The organism is Escherichia sp. MOD1-EC7003, from assembly GCF_002965065.1.
In the GTDB taxonomy this organism is placed as follows: Bacteria; Pseudomonadota; Gammaproteobacteria; order Enterobacterales; family Enterobacteriaceae; genus Escherichia.
Window position 1 is genome coordinate 16,909 of the sequence record NZ_PTRE01000057.1, and the last position, 14,812, is coordinate 31,720.

15 protein-coding genes and 1 pseudogene are annotated in these 14,812 nt (G+C 57.0%); 14 read left to right on the plus strand and 2 right to left on the minus strand.

Going from position 1 to position 14,812, the window contains the following annotated elements:
- Nucleotide 1 precedes the first annotated feature (1 nt).
- From pduK to A7090_RS10825, 13 genes and pseudogenes are all read left to right on the plus strand, one after another.
- Nucleotides 2-481, plus strand: a complete 480-nt coding sequence (gene pduK / locus A7090_RS10765; RefSeq protein WP_105274028.1) for a propanediol utilization microcompartment protein PduK — start codon at nt 2-4, stop codon at nt 479-481.
- On the plus strand, nt 481-1,113 hold the full coding sequence (locus tag A7090_RS10770; protein WP_105274029.1) for a phosphate propanoyltransferase: 633 nt from the start codon (nt 481-483) through the stop codon (nt 1,111-1,113). The genes pduK and A7090_RS10770 overlap by 1 nt, the downstream gene beginning before the upstream one ends.
- Entirely contained in the window at nt 1,110-1,601 is a 492-nt protein-coding gene (gene pduM / locus A7090_RS10775; RefSeq protein ID WP_105274030.1) for a microcompartment protein PduM, read from the plus strand. The genes A7090_RS10770 and pduM overlap by 4 nt, the downstream gene beginning before the upstream one ends.
- A 3-nt stretch (nt 1,602-1,604) precedes the next feature.
- On the plus strand, nt 1,605-1,880 hold the full coding sequence (gene pduN, locus A7090_RS10780; RefSeq protein WP_095098816.1) for a propanediol utilization microcompartment protein PduN: 276 nt from the start codon (nt 1,605-1,607) through the stop codon (nt 1,878-1,880).
- Between the two features lie 9 nt (nt 1,881-1,889).
- The gene (gene pduO / locus A7090_RS10785) at nt 1,890-2,900 is read left to right on the plus strand and encodes a two-domain cob(I)yrinic acid a,c-diamide adenosyltransferase PduO (protein ID WP_105274031.1); all 1,011 of its coding nucleotides are present in this window, start codon (nt 1,890-1,892) and stop codon (nt 2,898-2,900) included.
- Entirely contained in the window at nt 2,897-4,288 is a 1,392-nt protein-coding gene (gene pduP, locus A7090_RS10790) for a CoA-acylating propionaldehyde dehydrogenase PduP (protein ID WP_105274032.1), read from the plus strand. The genes pduO and pduP overlap by 4 nt, the downstream gene beginning before the upstream one ends.
- 11 nt (nt 4,289-4,299) lie before the next feature.
- Nucleotides 4,300-5,412, plus strand: coding sequence for a 1-propanol dehydrogenase PduQ (gene pduQ / locus A7090_RS10795; protein WP_105274033.1), 1,113 nt, complete (start codon nt 4,300-4,302; stop codon nt 5,410-5,412).
- On the plus strand, nt 5,409-6,764 hold the full coding sequence (gene pduS, locus A7090_RS10800) for a cobalamin reductase PduS (RefSeq protein ID WP_105274034.1): 1,356 nt from the start codon (nt 5,409-5,411) through the stop codon (nt 6,762-6,764). The genes pduQ and pduS overlap by 4 nt, the downstream gene beginning before the upstream one ends.
- A gap of 2 nt (nt 6,765-6,766) precedes the next feature.
- A complete protein-coding gene (gene pduT, locus A7090_RS10805; RefSeq protein ID WP_105274035.1) occupies nt 6,767-7,321 on the plus strand; it encodes a propanediol utilization microcompartment protein PduT in 555 nt (184 codons plus the stop codon).
- Entirely contained in the window at nt 7,321-7,671 is a 351-nt protein-coding gene (gene pduU, locus A7090_RS10810) for a propanediol utilization microcompartment protein PduU (protein WP_105274036.1), read from the plus strand. The genes pduT and pduU overlap by 1 nt, the downstream gene beginning before the upstream one ends.
- 4 nt (nt 7,672-7,675) lie before the next feature.
- Nucleotides 7,676-8,128: a propanediol utilization protein PduV gene (gene pduV / locus A7090_RS10815; protein WP_105274037.1), complete on the plus strand. Its 453-nt coding sequence runs from the start codon at nt 7,676-7,678 to the stop codon at nt 8,126-8,128.
- A pseudogene (locus A7090_RS10820) lies at nt 8,113-9,327 on the plus strand (acetate/propionate family kinase). The gene pduV and the pseudogene A7090_RS10820 overlap by 16 nt, the downstream one beginning before the upstream one ends.
- 92 nt (nt 9,328-9,419) lie before the next feature.
- The gene (locus A7090_RS10825) at nt 9,420-10,286 is read left to right on the plus strand and encodes a GHMP family kinase ATP-binding protein (RefSeq protein WP_105274038.1); all 867 of its coding nucleotides are present in this window, start codon (nt 9,420-9,422) and stop codon (nt 10,284-10,286) included.
- A 552-nt stretch (nt 10,287-10,838) separates the two neighbouring features.
- Here the strand turns inward: A7090_RS10825 and cobD are convergent.
- Together cobD and amiC are read right to left on the minus strand one after the other, a co-directional pair.
- Nucleotides 10,839-11,918, minus strand: a complete 1,080-nt coding sequence (gene cobD, locus A7090_RS10830) for a threonine-phosphate decarboxylase CobD (RefSeq protein WP_105274039.1) — start codon at nt 11,916-11,918, stop codon at nt 10,839-10,841.
- A 17-nt stretch (nt 11,919-11,935) separates the two neighbouring features.
- A complete protein-coding gene (gene amiC, locus A7090_RS10835) occupies nt 11,936-13,189 on the minus strand; it encodes an N-acetylmuramoyl-L-alanine amidase AmiC (protein ID WP_040092324.1) in 1,254 nt (417 codons plus the stop codon).
- Nucleotides 13,190-13,418: 229 nt separating this feature from the next.
- Between amiC and argA the strand changes: the two genes are divergently transcribed.
- Nucleotides 13,419-14,750, plus strand: a complete 1,332-nt coding sequence (gene argA / locus A7090_RS10845; protein WP_105274041.1) for an amino-acid N-acetyltransferase — start codon at nt 13,419-13,421, stop codon at nt 14,748-14,750.
- The last annotated feature ends 62 nt before the right edge of the window (nt 14,751-14,812 follow it).

Consider the following 14,812-nt stretch of genomic DNA (forward strand, 5'->3'; position numbering starts at 1 on the left):
GATGGCAAATAAGGAGCACCGCGTGAAGCAATCACTGGGATTACTTGAAGTTTGTGGTCTGGCACTGGCTATCAGCTGCGCCGATATCATGGCGAAATCCGCTTCTATCACGCTGCTCGCCCTCGAAAAGACCAATGGTTCAGGCTGGATGGTGATTAAAATTACCGGTGATGTGGCCTCCGTTCAGGCGGCTATCACCACCGGTGCACATTTCGCCGAACAGCGGAATGGCCTGGTGGCCCACAAGGTTATCGCCAGGCCCGGAGAAGGTATCCTGCTCGCAGAAATTCCCCCCTCCGTCATTGAACCTGAACCTGAAGAGTCAGAGATAGCGGATGTCGTTTCTGAAGCGCCATCAGAAGAGGCCCCGCAGGAATCAGAACTGGTCAGTTGCAACCTGTGTCTGGATCCAAAATGTCCTCGCCAGAAGGGCGAACCTCGTGCGCTTTGCATTCATCCTGGTAAGCGAGGTGAAGCGTAATGGATAAACAGCTTCTGCAATCAACGGTCAGTAAAGTTCTTAATGAGATGCGCCTGCGGCCTATCCCGCTGGGCGTCTCAAACCGTCATATCCACCTGTCCGCACAGGATTATGAGCGACTATTTCCCGGCCATCCCATCAGCGAGAAAAAAGCGCTGCTGCAGCCGGGACAATACGCCGCGGAGCAAACCGTCACCCTGGTGGGACCAAAAGGACAGCTCAAAAATGTGCGCCTGCTCGGCCCGCTGCGCTCGGTAAGCCAGGTGGAAATTTCGCGTACCGATGCGAGAACGCTGGGGATTGCCGCGCCGCTGAGAATGTCCGGCAACCTGAAGGGCACGCCGGGCATCCGCCTGGTCAGCCCCTTTGCCGAACTGGAGCTACCTTCCGGGGTTATCGTCGCGCAGCGGCATATCCATATGTCGCCGCTTGATGCGCTGATCCTGCGGGTTTCCCACGGTGATATGGTTTCAGTGGCGATTGAAGGCGACGATCGCGAGCTGATTTTCAACAACGTGGCGATTCGCGTTTCACCGGACATGCGCCTCGAAATGCACATTGATACCGATGAAGCCAACGCCGCTGGTGCCGATAACCCGCAGGCCTTTGCCCGGCTGGTGGCCCCACGATGAACGGCGAAATTCTGCAGCGCATTGTTGAGGAGATTGTCTCCCGACTTCAGCGTCGCGCCCACAGCACGGCGACGCTGAACGTTGCGCAGTTGCGTGAAGCGAACAGCCGAAGCCTGTTCTGTCAGCACGCATCGCTGCGCATCCTGCTCGTCGACCTGCCGCTGCTGGGTCAGCTTGCGGATGCAGAAACCGACGATGCCGCCGCCCGGAAAATTCACGACGCGCTGGCGTTTGGCATCCGCGTACAACTCAGCCTGCACAGCCAACTGCTGCCGGTTATCCCGGTAAAAAAACTGGCTCGTCTGCCGCTGGTATTCACCGACGAGCACGGACTGCCGCTGGTTTTGCATGCGGGTTCGGTGCTGAGCTATCGCGATGTCGCGCAGCTAAGCCGGGGGTGTGTGGTTGTCCATCGCAAATGCATCGTAACCGCCATGGCACGTGACGTGGCCAATGCGCGGAATATTCAATTAATTAAGCAGGAGTAAATCATGCATCTGGCACGAGTCACGGGCGCGGTTGTCTCCACGCAAAAATCACCTTCTTTGATTGGGAAAAAGCTGCTGCTGGTGCGTCGGGTCAGCGCCGATGGCGAACTCCCCGCCTCGCCCACCTCCGGCGATGAAGTGGCCGTGGACTCCGTCGGTGCGGGTGTCGGCGAACTGGTTTTGCTCAGCAGTGGCTCCAGCGCCAGGCACGTTTTTTCCGGCCCAAATGAGGCCATCGACCTCGCCGTTGTCGGCATTGTAGATACGCTTTCGCGTTAAGGGACGGTTATGGCGATTTATACCCGAACAGGTGACGCTGGCACCACATCACTGTTTACCGGCCAGCGGGTGAGCAAAACGCACCCGCGGGTTGAAGCCTACGGCACGCTGGATGAGCTGAACGCCGCGCTGAGCCTGTGCGCCTGTGCGGCTGCGGATGAAAATCACCGCACCTTACTCGAGGCCATCCAGCAGCAACTTTTTTGGTTTAGCGCAGAGCTGGCCAGCGACAGCGAGCAGCCGTCGCCCAAACAGCGCTACATCAGCAGCGAAGAGATTTCGGCCCTGGAGGCCGCTATCGATCGGGCAATGGCCCGCGTCGAACCGCTGCACAGCTTTATTTTACCCGGACGCTGCGAAGCCGCGAGCCGCTTACATTTTGCCCGCACGCTGGCACGCCGCGCCGAACGCCGTCTGTTTGAACTGGCAACTGAGGTCAACGTACGCCAGGTGCTGATGCGCTACATCAACCGTTTATCAGACTGCCTGTACGCCCTGGCCCGTGCGGAAGATAGCGATGCGCACCAGGCCAACATCATCCGTGAAGTTAGCAAGCGCTATCTGGCTGCCAGCCAGCCGATCCGCAGCAAGGAGACAACGCCCGTGGCCCTCTCATTCCACGATCTGCACCAGCTCACCCGCGCCGCCGTTGAACGCGCGCAGCAGCTTCAGGTTTCGGTTGTCGTCAGCATCGTTGACGCGCACGGTACGGAAACTGTGACCTGGCGGATGCCGGACGCCCTGCTGGTCAGCAGCGAACTGGCGCCGAAAAAGGCATGGACCGCTGTTGCGATGAAAACGGCGACCCATGAGCTGAGCGATGTCGTTCAGCCGGGCGCGGCGCTTTATGGCCTGGAAAGTCATTTACAGGGAAAAGTAGTCACCTTTGGCGGCGGTTACGCCCTGTGGCGCGACGGCTTATTAATTGGGGGTCTTGGCATCAGCGGCGGCAGCGTTGAGCAGGACATGGATATCGCACAGACCGCCATTGCGGCCATTAACGTGGGAACTCATCAATGAATACTTCTGAACTCGAAACCCTGATTCGTACCATTCTTCGTGAACAATTAACACCAGCGCAAACGCCGAGCCAGCCTCAGAGCAAAGGGATTTTTCAGTCCGTGAGCGAGGCCATCGACGCCGCGCATCAGGCGTTCTTACGTTATCAGCAGTGCCCGCTGAAAACCCGCAGCGCTATCATCAGCGCGATGCGTCAGGAGCTGGCGCCACTGCTGGCGGCTCTGGCAGAGGAGAGCGCCAATGAAACGGGAATGGGCAACAAAGAAGATAAATTCCTCAAAAACAAGGCTGCGCTGGACAACACGCCGGGTGTAGAAGACCTCACCACCACCGCGCTGACCGGTGACGGCGGCATGGTGCTCTTTGAATATTCGCCGTTTGGCGTCATCGGTTCGATCGCCCCAAGCACCAACCCAACAGAAACCATCATCAATAACAGCATCAGCATGTTGGCGGCAGGCAACAGTATCTACTTTAGTCCGCATCCGGGAGCGAAAAAGGTCTCTCTGAAGCTGATTAGCCTGATTGAAGAGATTGCCTTCCGCTGCTGCGGCATCCGCAATCTGGTGGTGACTGTGGCTGAACCGACTTTCGAAGCGACCCAGCAGATGATGGCCCACCCGCGAATCGCAGTACTGGCCATTACCGGTGGCCCGGGCATTGTGGCAATGGGCATGAAGAGCGGTAAGAAGGTGATTGGCGCTGGCGCGGGTAACCCGCCCTGCATCGTCGATGAAACGGCAGACCTGGTGAAAGCGGCAGAAGATATCATTAACGGCGCGTCATTTGATTACAACCTGCCCTGCATTGCCGAGAAGAGCCTGATCGTAGTGGAGAGCGTCGCCGAGCGTCTGGTGCAGCAAATGCAAACCTTCGGTGCGCTGCTGCTAAGCCCTGCCGATACCGACAAACTCCGCGCCGCCTGCCTGCCAGAAGGCCAGGCCAATAAAAAACTGGTCGGCAAGAGCCCATCGGCCATGCTGGAAGCCGCCGGGATCGCCGTCCCTGCAAAAGCGCCGCGTCTGTTGATTGCGCTGGTTAACGCTGACGATCCGTGGGTCACCAGCGAACAGTTGATGCCAATGCTGCCGGTGGTGAAAGTCAGCGATTTCGATAGCGCGCTGGCGCTGGCCCTGAAGGTTGAAGAGGGGCTGCATCATACCGCCATTATGCACTCGCAGAACGTGTCGCGCCTGAACCTCGCAGCCCGCACGCTGCAAACCTCGATATTCGTCAAAAACGGCCCCTCTTATGCCGGGATCGGCGTCGGCGGCGAAGGCTTTACCACCTTCACTATCGCCACGCCAACCGGTGAAGGGACCACGTCAGCGCGTACTTTTGCCCGCTCCCGGCGCTGCGTGCTGACCAACGGCTTTTCTATTCGCTAACCGAGGTCGCGATGAATACCTTCTCACTACAAACGCGGTTGTATAGCGGTCAGGGCAGCCTGGCGGTGCTCAAGCGCTTTACCAATAAGCACATCTGGATAATCTGCGATGGTTTTCTGGCGCGCTCTCCGCTGCTGGATACCCTGCGTAACGCGCTGCCCACAGATAACCGCATCAGCGTCTTTAGCGAGATAACGCCGGACCCCACCATCCATACCGTGGTGCAGGGCATTGCGCAAATGCAGGCGCTGCAGCCGCAGGTGGTAATTGGTTTTGGCGGCGGCTCGGCAATGGACGCGGCGAAAGCGATTGTCTGGTTTAGCCAGCAGAGCGGGATCAACATCGAAACCTGCGTGGCGATCCCGACCACCAGCGGCACCGGTTCGGAAGTGACCAGCGCCTGCGTAATTAGCGACCCGGATAAAGGTATTAAGTACCCGCTGTTCAACAATGCGCTATATCCGGATATGGCGATCCTTGACCCGGAGCTGGTGGTCAGCGTGCCGCCGCAGATTACCGCCAACACCGGCATGGACGTCCTGACTCACGCCCTGGAAGCGTGGGTGTCACCGCACGCCAGTGACTTTACCGACGCGCTGGCAGAAAAAGCAGCCAAACTGGTGTTCCAGTATCTGCCCACGGCGGTGGAAAAAGGTGACTGTGTAGCGACGCGCGGGAAAATGCACAACGCTTCAACGCTGGCGGGGATGGCCTTCAGTCAGGCGGGATTGGGGCTTAACCACGCCATCGCTCATCAGCTTGGTGGGCAGTTTCATCTGCCGCATGGTCTCGCCAACGCGCTACTGCTTACCTCTGTGATCCGCTTTAACGCTGGAGATCCTCGCGCCGCCAAACGTTATACACGAATGGCCAAAACCTGCGGCTTTTGTCCGGCAGAAGCTAATGACGTTACGGCGATCAATGCGCTGATTCAGCAAATCGAACGGCTTAAGCAACGCTGCGCTCTTCCCTCACTGGCCGTTGCGCTTAAAGAAGGAAAATCCAACTTTTCCGCGCGCATTCCAGCAATGGTGCAGGCTGCGCTGGCTGACGTTACGCTGCGCACTAACCCGCGTCCGGCTAATGCCGAAGCCATTCGGGAACTGCTGGAGGAACTGCTATGAGTACCGCCGTCAACGCCGTTGAAATGTCTCATAGCGCTGATGAAATTCGTGAGCGCGTTCGCGCAGCGGGCGTCGTCGGCGCAGGTGGCGCAGGCTTTCCCGCTCACATCAAACTCCAGGCACAAGTGGAGATCTTTCTGGTGAACGCCGCCGAATGCGAACCAATGCTCAAGGTTGACCAGCAGTTAATGTGGCAGCAGGCCGCACGCCTGGTACGCGGCGTGCAATATGCGATGACAGCAACCGGCGCGCGCGAAGGGATCATTGCCCTTAAAGAGAAGTATCACCGGGCTATTGAAGCATTAACCCCGCTGCTGCCTGCCGGTATCCGTCTGCATATCCTGCCGGATGTTTATCCGGCAGGTGATGAGGTGCTGACCATCTGGATGGCAACTGGTCGCCGGGTCGCCCCAGCCGCGCTACCCGCCAGCGTCGGCGTGGTCGTCAATAACGTACAAACGGTGCTGAATATTGCCCGAGCGGTCGAGCAGCAGTTTCCGGTCACTCGTCGCACGTTGACCATTAACGGCGCGGTCGCCCGACCGCTGACCGTTACCGTTCCTGTCGGCATGTCACTGCGTGAAGTGCTGGCACTGGCGGGCGGCGCAACGGTCGACGACCCTGGTTTTATTAACGGCGGCCCGATGATGGGTGGCCTGATTACCTCTCTTGATAACCCGGTGACCAAAACGACCGGCGGCCTGCTGGTGCTCCCCAAAAGCCATCCGCTTATCCAGCGGAGAATGCAGGACGAGCGCACGGTGCTTTCCGTCGCGCGTACCGTCTGTGAGCAGTGCCGGCTATGTACCGATCTCTGTCCGCGACACCTGATCGGCCACGAACTCTCTCCGCACCTGCTGGTGCGGGCAGTGAACTTTCACCAGGCCGCCACGCCGCAGCTGCTGCTGAGCGCCCTTACCTGTTCAGAATGCAACGTTTGCGAAAGCGTGGCCTGCCCGGTGGGGATCTCGCCGATGCGCATCAACCGCATGTTAAAACGCGAGCTGCGGGCACAAAACCAGCGCTATGAAGGGCCGCTGAATCCGGCCGACGAAATGGCGAAATATCGCCTGGTGCCGGTGAAGCGGCTGATCGCCAAACTGGGACTAAGCCCCAGGTACCAGGAAGCACCGTTGGTTGAAGAAGAGCCATCAGTAGAAAAAGTCACTTTACAGCTGCGCCAGCATATTGGTGCCAGCGCAGTACCGACTGTTGCCGTCGGCGAGCGCGTGACGCGCGGGCAATGCGTTGCCGATGTCCCGGCAGGTGCATTAGGCGCGCCGATTCACGCCAGCATCGACGGCGTTGTAGCGGCCATCAGCGAACAGGCCATCACGGTTGTAAGAGGTTAACCATGTCTCAGGCTATAGGAATTTTAGAACTCACCAGCATCGCCAAAGGCATGGAGCTTGGTGATGCCATGCTGAAAAGCGCCAACGTCGATCTACTGGTCAGCAAGACCATCTGCCCAGGTAAGTTTTTACTGATGCTGGGCGGCGATATCGGCGCTATCCAGCAGGCCATTGAAACCGGTACGTCGCTGGCGGGCGAGATGCTCGTCGACAGCCTGGTGCTGGCGAATATTCACCCCAGCGTACTTCCGGCCATCAGCGGCCTGAACAGTGTCGAAAAACGCCAGGCGGTCGGTATCGTCGAAACCTGGAGCGTGGCGGCCTGCATTAGCGCCGCAGACCGGGCGGTGAAAGGCTCAAACGTCACCCTGGTGCGGGTGCATATGGCCTTCGGCATCGGCGGTAAATGCTACATGGTGGTGGCGGGCGACGTTTCTGACGTCAATAACGCGGTGACGGTTGCCAGCGAAAGCGCGGGCGAGAAAGGGTTGCTGGTTTACCGCTCGGTGATCCCGCGCCCGCATGAGGCCATGTGGCGACAGATGGTGGAGGGATAATGGAAAGGCAACCGACAACGGATCGCATGATTCAGGAATATGTTCCAGGGAAACAGGTCACCCTCGCGCACCTGATTGCCAATCCAGGGAAAGATTTATTTAAGAAGCTGGGCCTGCCGGATGTGGTCTCCGCGATTGGCATCCTTACCATCACGCCGAGCGAAGCGTCGATTATCGCCTGCGATATCGCTACTAAATCCGGCGCGGTAGAGATTGGTTTTCTTGACCGATTTACCGGTGCCGTGGTGCTGACCGGCGACGTTTCTGCTGTGGAATATGCCCTCAAGCAGGTGACGCGTACGCTGGGCGAGATGATGCAGTTCACCACCTGCTCAATCACCCGGACGTAACGTCATGAAGCGTTTGATGTTTATCGGCCCCAGCCAGTGCGGGAAAACCTCGCTGACTCAAAGCCTGCGCGGCGAAGCGCTCCATTATAAGAAAACCCAGGCCATTGAATGGTCGCCGATGGCCATCGACACGCCGGGCGAATACCTGGAGAACCGCTGCCTGTACAGCGCCCTGCTAACCAGCGCCTGCGAGGCCGACGTTATCGGCCTGGTGTTAAATGCCGACGCCCAGTGGTCCCCCTTTTCTCCAGGGTTTACCGCCCCGATGAACCGCCCGACGATTGGTCTGGTTACCAAAGCCGATCTCGCCAACCAGCAGCGTATTTCGCTGGTCGCGGAATGGCTTACGCAGGCTGGCGCAGAGCAGATTTTTATTACCAGCGCGTTGAATAACTCGGGTCTCGACGCCGTGCTGGATTTTCTGAATTCGAAGGAACCTTTATGTCTTACAAAATAATGGCCATTAACGCCGGCAGCTCATCATTGAAATTTCAGCTACTGGAAATGCCGCAGGGCGACATGCTCTGCCAGGGGCTGATTGAACGTATCGGTATGGCAAACGCCTAGGTCACTATTAAAACGCCTGCGCAAAAATGGCAGGAGTCGGCGCCGATCGCCGATCATCGCGAAGCCGTTACTCTGCTGCTGGAAAAGCTTCTTGGCTATCGCATTATTAACAGTTTGCAGGATATCGACGGCGTCGGTCACCGCGTGGCGCACGGTGGGGAGCGCTTTAAAGATTCAACGCTGGTTACCGATGAAACCTTAGCGGAAATTGAGCGTCTGGCTGAACTGGCCCCGCTGCATAACCCAGTGAATGCTCTAGGGATCAAAGTGTTCCGTCAGCTGTTGCCCGATGCGCCATCGGTCGCGGTATTTGATACCGCTTTTCACCAGACGCTGGACGAGTGCGCGTTTCTCTATCCGCTGCCCTGGCGCTACTACAGCGAACTGGGCATTCGCCGCTACGGCTTCCACGGCACCAGTCATAAGTACGTCAGCGCGACGCTGGCAGAAAAGCTCGGCGTACCGCTGAGTGCGCTGCGCGTGGTGTGCTGCCATCTCGGCAACGGCAGCAGCGTTTGCGCGATCAAAGGCGGGCGTTCGGTGAATACGTCGATGGGCTTTACGCCGCAGTCCGGCGTGATGATGGGTACCCGCAGTGGCGATATCGACCCGTCGATTCTGCCGTGGCTGGCGCAGCATGAAGGGAAAACGCCGGAGCAGCTTAATCAGTTATTGAACAACGAATCCGGCTTGCTTGGGGTTTCCGGTGTCTCGCATGATTATCGCGATGTCGAACAGGCTTCTGATGGCGGCAATCAGCGAGCTACCCTGGCGCTCACCTTGTTTGCCGAGCGCATTCGCGCCACCATCGGCAGCTACATTATGCAGATGGGCGGTCTGGACGCGCTGATCTTTACCGGCGGCATTGGTGAAAACTCGGCCCGCGCAAGGAGCGCTATCTGCCACAACCTGAATTTTCTCGGGCTATCGGTCGATGAAGAGAAAAACCAGCATAACGCCACCTTTATTCAGAGCGAGAACGCGATAGTCAAAGTGGCGGTCATTAATACCAATGAAGAGCTGATGATTGCCCGCGACGTTATGCGCCTCGCGCTTCCCGAAGCGCAGACGTTAACCGTTTCAGCCTGAGTTCACCGCCCGGCAAATTGCGGTGAATCATGGAAATAGCGGGATCGGCATGACACTATGCGCCCTGGCAATCTGAGCAAAGGGTAATAAACGTGGCTGTTGCGCAATGCCCCGCCTCCTGTGGCGAACTCATCCAGGGCTGGATCCTCGGCAGCGAGAAGCTGGTCTCCTGCCCCGTTGACTGGTACAGCACCGTCGAGGTGGACTATGGTTCTCCTCGTACGGATGAGCGTCCGCTTTCTCGGGCAATGGTCGACAAACTACTGAACTACTGGCGCTATCCACCAGATCTGAGTAAAGAGATTCGCATCGATATTTATTCTACCATTCCGGTCGCGAAAGGTATGGCCAGCAGCACTGCGGATATCGCCGCAACGGCGGTAGCTACCGCGCATCATCTTGGTCACCCGCTGGATGAAACGACCCTCGCCCAGCTTTGTGTTTCACTGGAACCCACCGACAGCACCCTCTTTCGTCAGCTTACGCTGTTCGATCACAACACCGCCGAAACGCAAATAGCCTGCCATTCTCAGCCTAAACTCGATCTGCTGGTGCTTGAAAGCCCGGAAACGCTACTGACCACTGATTATCACCGCCTTCCCCGACTTGAAAAGCTGCTCGCTCATTCTGCCGTCCTGCAACAGGCATGGGAAAAAATTCAACAGGCCTGTGAGACGGATAATCCGCGACGGATGGGTGAAGCGGCAACGCTCAGCGCCATCGCCAGCCAGCACCTGCTGCCGAAACCGGGGTTTGATGCGCTGCTGGCGCTGGTTGAAGAGTGCGATTTATACGGCATTAACGTGGCGCACAGCGGCAGCGTAGTCGGCTTGATGCTCGACCGCGAACGTCACGATATTGAATATTTGCAGCGACGGCTGGAAGAGAAGCGGCTTACCGAATCCTGGCCTGAGCAGCACCTGCTGCGCATGGTGCAGGGCGGCGTCGAACTGCGCTAACGCCGCCACTCTCCTGTTGCCCTATTTCCCGGAGGCGGCGCTCAACGCGCCTGTCCGGGCTACCGGTCTATTTCCCGGAGGCGGCGCTCGACGCGCCTGTCCGGGCTACCTGTTTATTTCCCGGAGGCGGCGCTCGACGCGCCTGTCCGGGCTACCTGTCTATTTCCCGGAGGCGGCGCTCGACGCGCCTGTCCGGGCTACCTGTCTATTTCCCGGAGGCGGCGCTCAACGCGCCTGTCCGGGCTACCTGTTTATTTCCCGGAGGCGGCGCTCAACACGCCTGTCCGGGCTACCTGTCTATTTCCCGGAGGCGGCGCTCAACACGCCTGTCCGGGCTACCTGTCTATTTCCCGGAGGCGGCGCTCAACGCGCCTGTCCGGGCTACCTGTCTATTTCCCGGAGGCGGCGCTCGACGTGCCTGTCCGGGCTACCTGTCTATTTCCCGGAGGCGGCGCTCGACGCGCCTGTCCGGGCTACCGGTCCGTAGACGGCTGTAAAACCGTAGCCCGGTCAGCGCAGCGCCACCGGGAAAACCCACAGTTCTTAGAGCATCTACCCGCTAAATACCTGCCTGAAAGCCGCCAGCAGCTGCGTATTTTCCTGCTGGCTGCGAATGGCAACGCGGAAGTAGCGCCCGTCGAGCCCCGGATAGTTGGCGCAGCTGCGGATCAGTATATGCTGTTGCAGCATAGCGTATTGCAGATCAAGGTCCGGCACGTCGCAGCGTAAAAACAGATAGTTTGCCTGACCAGGATAGACCGTCAGACCGGGAATATGGCGCAGTTGATGGTAAAATCGCTGCCCTTCTTCCTCCAGCCACCGCCAGGTTTTCTGCTGATAAGCGCTATCCTGAAGAATAATCTCCCCCGCCAGCGCGGCAAAGGCGTTAATCGACCATGGCATCTGACGCTCGCGCATTCGCGCCACCGCCCGTTCATCACCATTCACCAGATACCCCAGACGCAGGCCGGGAATGGCATAAAATTTGGTCAGCGAACGCAGCACCCACACGTGCGGGTTATCGCGCAGAAGTGGGATAAACCCCGACTCATCAGGAATAAAATCGATAAACGCTTCATCGAGAACCAAGGCGATTTCCAGTGCCTGACAGCGCTCCGCAATCATCTCCAGCAAACGGCGGTCGGGTAGCAGGCCGGTAGGGTTGTTCGGCGTACAGAGAAATAAACAGTCCAGATCCGGCGTCAGGGCGTCGAGAATGGCCCCGGTGAGCTGCCAGCCATCCTCCTCACGCAGAAGAAACTCCCGCACCGCGCAGTCGACCGATTGCAGCGCCCGGCGATACTCGGCGAAACCGGGAATAACGATCATCGCCTGACGGGGCTTCAGACCCTGAACGAGCGTAAAGATCGCTTCGGTTTCGCCATTCCCGGCGAGGATCCAGGACGCAGGAATTTGGTGGTGTTCGGCCAGCGCAAGGTGCAGTTGCTGATACTCAACGTCAGGATAACGTTCGGCGCAGTCCATATTATCGATGATGGCGCGTTTTAAACTTTCCGGCATCCCGAGCGGATTAATATTGGCGCTAAAATCCAATAGCTGTTCCGCAGAGATACCCAATAGCGCAGCGGCCTCGCGGATGTTGCCACCATGCGCACTCTTCAGTAGAGCCATTGACCTTTCCTGTTGCGTTACCCTCGCCTTGCCAGCGTCGCGCCGTCGGCGAAATAGGCTTTTATCCCTGCCAGAATCGACTCAGCAACTTCCTGCTGGAAAGTCGCCGTTTTCAGTTTGCGCTCTTCCTCAACGTTACTGATAAACGCCGTTTCGACCAGAATGGAGGGAATATCTGGTGCCTTTAGTACAGCAAACCCAGCCTGTTCAACCTGATTTTTATGCAGTTTGTTGATTTTACTGAGCTTATTCAGTACCGCTTTACCAAATTTCAGGCTGTCCGCAATGGTCAACGACTGCACCATATCAAACATGGTGTGGTCGACATAGCGGTCGCCGCTTTTGCTCACGCCACCAATCAAGTCCGAGGCGTTCTGGGTTTGCGCCAGATATTTTGCTGCGGTACTGGTTGCACCTTTGGTAGAGAGCGCAAACACTGAGGAACCGCTCGGCTGGCGACTGGTAAAGGCGTCGGCATGAATAGAGACAAACAAGTCAGCACGCTGTTTCTGTGCTTTTGCTACACGCACTTGCAACGGAATGAAGATGTCTTCATTGCGCGTCATGTATACCTTCATATTGCCCTCTTTCTCGATCAGAGAGCGCAGACGGCGGGCAATTTGCAATACCACGTCTTTTTCACGTGTTTTGTATTTCCCCACCGCACCGGAGTCTTCGCCGCCGTGGCCAGGATCAAGCATGATGACTATCGGGCGATCGCGACCTGCTTTACCCGGTTGTGGACCACTTTGTGCTGGCGGCACCTGCTTCTCGAGGTCGCCTTTGTTGTAATCTTCCAGCAGCGCCAGCAACGGGTCCTGCATATCCTGCGCATTGGCCGGATAGAGGTCCATCACCAGACGCTCTTTAAACCCGGCGACCGGCGCAAGGGCAAACAGTTGCGGTTTTACGTTTTGCTTTAACTCAAAAACCATCCGCACGGTTTGCGGGTCAAATTGCCCGACGCGCGCCGACTTGATGAACGGGTCGTCAGCACGAATTTGTGCCGCCATCCCCTTGAGCACCGAGTTCAGGTTGACATCTTCGATATCCACCACCACGCGTTCAGGGTTACTCAACGCGAACTGCTTATATTTCAGCTGACGATTTGATTCTACCGTCACACGGGTATAGCTGGAAGCCGGCCAGACGCGCACCGCCACGACCTGGCTGACCGCAGCCAGACTGACCTGACTTACGCTCAATAGCCACATGGCACCCGCGCCTTGCAGTAAACGACGGCGGCTGATTGCAGTGTTGGATCCTGACATGCCTCTCCCGAGCCAAAAATCTAAGCTGTGTGACAAATAAACGACTAATTTGACCGGAAACTTTAGCGAAAGACGCATAATATGTCATCTAATAAACGGTAAACATTCTTTTTATATTCACGGCATTACTGATAAAAAAGTTGCTCATGCGTAAAATTTGCACTTGCGCCCAGCCCAAAAACAGAATAAAAATACAATAATTTCGAATAATAATGCAAAGAGGTGTACCGTGGTGAAGGAACGTAAAACCGAGCTGGTCGAAGGATTCCGCCATTCGGTTCCTTATATCAACACCCACCGGGGAAAAACGTTTGTCATCATGCTCGGCGGTGAAGCCATTGAGCATGAGAATTTCTCCAGTATCGTTAATGATATCGGGTTGTTGCACAGCCTCGGCATCCGTCTGGTCGTGGTCTATGGCGCGCGTCCGCAGATCGATGCGAATCTGGCTGCGCATCACCACGAACCGCAGTATCACAAGAATATACGTGTGACCGACGCCAAAACGCTGGAACTGGTGAAGCAGGCTGCGGGAACATTGCAACTGGACATTACTGCTCGCCTGTCGATGAGTCTCAATAACACGCCGCTGCAGGGCGCACATATTAACGTCGTCAGTGGAAATTTTATTATTGCCCAGCCGCTAGGCGTGGATGATGGCGTGGATTACTGCCACAGCGGGCGCATCCGGCGAATTGATGAAGAAGCGATTCATCGTCAGCTGGATAGCGGTGCGATTGTGCTGCTGGGGCCGGTCGCTGTTTCGGTCACTGGCGAGAGCTTTAATCTGACCTCAGAAGAGATTGCCACTCAACTGGCCATCAAACTGAAAGCGGAAAAGATGATTGGTTTTTGCTCTTCACAGGGCGTCACTAATGACAACGGTGATATTGTCTCTGAACTTTTCCCTAACGAAGCGCAAGCGCGGGTAGAAGCCCAGGAAGAGAAAGGCGATTACAACTCCGGTACGGTGCGCTTTTTACGTGGCGCAGTGAAAGCCTGCCGCAGCGGCGTGCGTCGCTGTCATTTAATCAGTTATCAGGAAAACGGCGCGCTGTTGCAAGAGTTGTTCTCACGCGACGGTATCGGTACGCAGATTGTGATGGAAAGCGCCGAGCAGATTCGTCGCGCAACAATCAACGATATTGGCGGTATTCTGGAATTGATTCGCCCGCTGGAGCAGCAAGGTATTCTGGTGCGCCGTTCTCGCGAGCAACTGGAGATGGAAATCGACAAATTCACCATTATTCAGCGCGATAACACGACTATTGCCTGCGCAGCACTCTATCCGTTCCCGGAGGAGAAGATTGGGGAAATGGCCTGTGTGGCAGTTCACCCGGATTACCGCAGTTCATCAAGGGGCGAGGTTTTGCTGGAACGCATTGCCGCTCAGGCAAAGCAGAGCGGCTTAAGCAAATTGTTTGTGCTGACCACGCGCAGTATTCACTGGTTCCAGGAACGTGGATTTACCCCGGTGGATATTGACTTACTGCCCGAGAGCAAAAAGCAGTTGTACAACTACCAGCGTAAATCCAAAGTGTTGATGGCAGACTTAGGGTAAGCGATAAAAATCGCCGGATGCGGCATGCGCAATGCTGTAGGCATAATAAGACGTGCATGCGT